The following is a 3,166-nucleotide window of genomic DNA, read 5'->3' on the forward strand; positions in this document are numbered from 1 at the left end:
GCGCGGTACGGCGGAACCTGGGCATGGGGCTCCCATCCAGCGAAAGATGAAAGATTCTCTGAGAGCGCGATCAGATCACCCTGTGCGACGGGCGTCAATGGCCCGTAACGGAACCGTTCGATGAAAGACACACACGCCTGGTGCGCGCGGCCGTCGGTTGGTCGGTCGGGCTGCTCAGCGGCGGCGCAGCGCGGCGGCGCCGACCGTGTTCAGACCCACACCCCAGATCAGCAGTACGCACAGCCACTGCACCCACCGCAGCACGCCCATCTCGCCGGAGAGCAGGTTGCGCACGCTGCCGAACGGGGTGAGCCACGGCTGCGCCGGGCGCAGGGCTTCCACGGCCCCCAGCAGCGCGAACAGGGCCAGCGGCAGGACGATCGTGGCGAGGAACGCGACCACCGGCGACCGCAGCAGCAGGCCCAGCCCGGTGCCCACGAAGCCGGCGACGATCTGCACCAGCACGCTGCCCACCGCGAAAGTTCCGGCGAGCCGCCAGGGCTCGTCCGCGACGTCGGCGGGAGTGAGGGCCAGCGTCGCGGCGCAGATCAGCACTCCCACGACGCCGATCACCGTGGCCGGCAGCACCACCGCGAGCACCGTCGGGACGACGTGGACGGTGCCGGACGCCCGACGCAGGTCGCGCACGAGCAGGATGCCGAAGAGTGGCGTGAGGACCGACATCACGCTCTGCACCGTGCCCGAGAGAGCGGCGAACGTCCGGTCGGTGGGCGCTGCGGCAGCGACCAGCGCCACGGCGCAGAACAGCCCCACCACCAGGGTGCCCACGAGCAACCACCGCCGGGCCCGCGTGCCGAGGGACCGTCGCAGGGCGTCGCGTGTCGGCTCGTCCACCACGATCACCTTCCGACGGCTGGTCGGGTAGGTGAGCCTACCGTCGACGGTATCCGTGCGTGGTCCCGTGATCACCGCTGTGCCGTATACGGCACCTCGCTCCATTTGTGCTCACCGGATGTGACAGACGTGGACAGTGGCCGATATCGCTCTCTAGAGTTCCCCCGTCTGGCTGTCTTACATCCACGGGGGTTGCGGTGGCCACTGGCCGCTCCATGCATGCTGTCCACATCCAGAGACCGTCCACTCATCACCGACCATCCACGCACCGCCTGCTCGCCGCCGGGATCGCGGCGTCCATCGGCGTCACTCTGCTCGCCGCGCCTGCCTCGGCCGCGTCGGCGACGGTGACGGAGGGCACCGCCCCGCGCGGCACGGCCGGCCGGGAGGCCGTCCAGGCAACCACCACGGCCACGCGTACCGGCCAGCGGGTGGAGGTCGTCTCCGCTCGCACCGAGCTGACCCAGGTCTTCGCCAAGCCGGGCGGAGGCTTCGTGGCCGAGACCGCCGCCGTTCCGCAGCGGATCCGTCAGGGCGACGGATCCTGGTCCGACGTCGACCTGTCGCTGCGGCGCGACGCCACCGGCTTGCGGCCGGCGGTCTCTCCGGCCAATGTGCTGTTCTCGGCCGGTGGGCGCGGTCCCGCGGCCACGTTGACCACCGGGAAGAGCACGATGACGTTGGGCTGGCCGGGCGGGCTGCCCGCGCCGACCGTGTCCGCGGACGCGGCCACCTACCCCGAGGTGCTGCCCGGTGTGGACCTGGTGCTGACGGCCACCCACACCGGCTTCACCCACGTTCTCGTGGTGAAGACCCCGCAGGCCGCGACGAACCCGGCGCTGCGGGAAATCCGCTTCGACCTCGGCGGTGACGCGCGGGTCCGGCGGGAGGCCGACGGCTCGCTGCGGGCGCTCGCCGGTGGTGCCGAGGTGGCACGGGCCGCGACGGCGGAGATGTGGGACTCGACCGGCTCCGTCGGCGCGCCTCGTGCGGCGGCGGCCTCCTCGCCGTCCGGTCCCGGCGTCGCCGCCCGTACCGCCCCCGTGTCGACCGCCGTCGACGAGGCCGGTGACCTCGTGCTGCGCCCGTCGGCAGGCCTGCTCGACCCGGCTAAGGCGACCTTCCCGGTCTACATCGACCCGGCCTGGTCCGCCAGCCCTTCCCGCTGGGCGTACGCCACCAGCAACAACTCCACCAACAGCGACACCACGGCCGCCCGGGTCGGTAAGGACGCCGACTCCGGAGTCACCTACCGCTCCTACTTCGAGTTCCCGATCAGCGCCCTCAGCGGCAAGATCATCAGGTCGGCGTACGTGCAGGTGGTGGCGACCCACACCTGGTCCTGCTTCGACACCCCGACCTACCTCTACCAGTCCGGCGCGATCACGAGCACCCCCCGCACCGCCTGGGCGCCCGCGCTGACCACGCTGCGCGCCTCCGCGAGCTCACACGTCCGCGCAACGGGCTGCATCGACTCGCCGCAGCCGCCGATGAACGTGCGCTTCGCCGGCAGCGTCGCCGCCGGCCTCAGCAGCGCGGCGGCCGCTCACCAGACCTCGATCACCTACGGCCTCTGCGCGTGCAGCGACTCGTCCGGGACCGGCGAGAGCACGGTGGACCGGTGGAAGAAGTTCGATCCGAGCACGGCACGCCTGGTGGTCGACTACGACACCGCGCCCAGCCAGCCCACCGCACTCCAGGCCGGCGGTGCGGCCTGCGTCACGGGCGGCCGCGTCACCCTGGGCACCGCGCCGACCCTCTCCGCCGTCTTCCCCGACGCGGATGCCGGCCAGGTCCTCCAGACGGCGTACGAGCTGTTGGAGATCCCCGCCTCGGGCACCTACGACAGCACCACGCCGCGGATGACCGCGCCGACGGGCTCGACCGTCACGGCCGGCGCCCGGTCCACCACGGCTGCGGTGACCGGCACGGCCAATGGAAAGTCGTACGCCTTCCGGACGCGCAGCGATGACGGCTACCTGCTCAGCCCGTGGTCGGCGTGGTGCGAGTTCTCCATCGACAACCAGCCGCCCACGGTGAGCGTCGACGCGGTCACCAGTCCCGCCCCGCCCGGCCAGCTCTACACCTACAAGCTGCGCTCGCCGGACCTGGACGTGGTCAGCTTCCGCTACGGCTGGAGCAGCCCGCCCACCGAGGAGGCGGAGGCGGGCACCAGCCTCGGCTGGACCGGCAAGACCGTCTCGGTGACCCTGGCCACGCCGGCCTACGGCACCAACACGCTGTACGTCGCCGCGGTGGACAGCGTCGGGAACGTCGGCTACGGCTCGCTTGTTATCCAGGTGCCGACGCC

At 71.9% G+C, this 3,166-nt stretch carries 1 protein-coding gene and 1 pseudogene; one reads left to right on the plus strand and one right to left on the minus strand.

The window, feature by feature from the left end; all coding sequences use genetic code 11:
• Window positions 1-174: 174 nt before the first annotated feature.
• Entirely contained in the window at window positions 175-855 is a 681-nt protein-coding gene (locus AB0J68_RS29950; protein WP_363941966.1) for a hypothetical protein, read from the minus strand.
• Window positions 856-1,202: 347 nt separating this feature from the next.
• On the opposite strand from AB0J68_RS29950, the pseudogene AB0J68_RS29955 reads away from it, so the two are divergent.
• A pseudogene (locus AB0J68_RS29955) lies at window positions 1,203-3,166 on the plus strand (LamG domain-containing protein); the annotation flags it as partial.

The sequence above is a fragment of the Micromonospora sp. NPDC049580 genome, from assembly GCF_040675595.1.
Lineage (GTDB): Bacteria > Actinomycetota > Actinomycetes > Mycobacteriales > Micromonosporaceae > Micromonospora.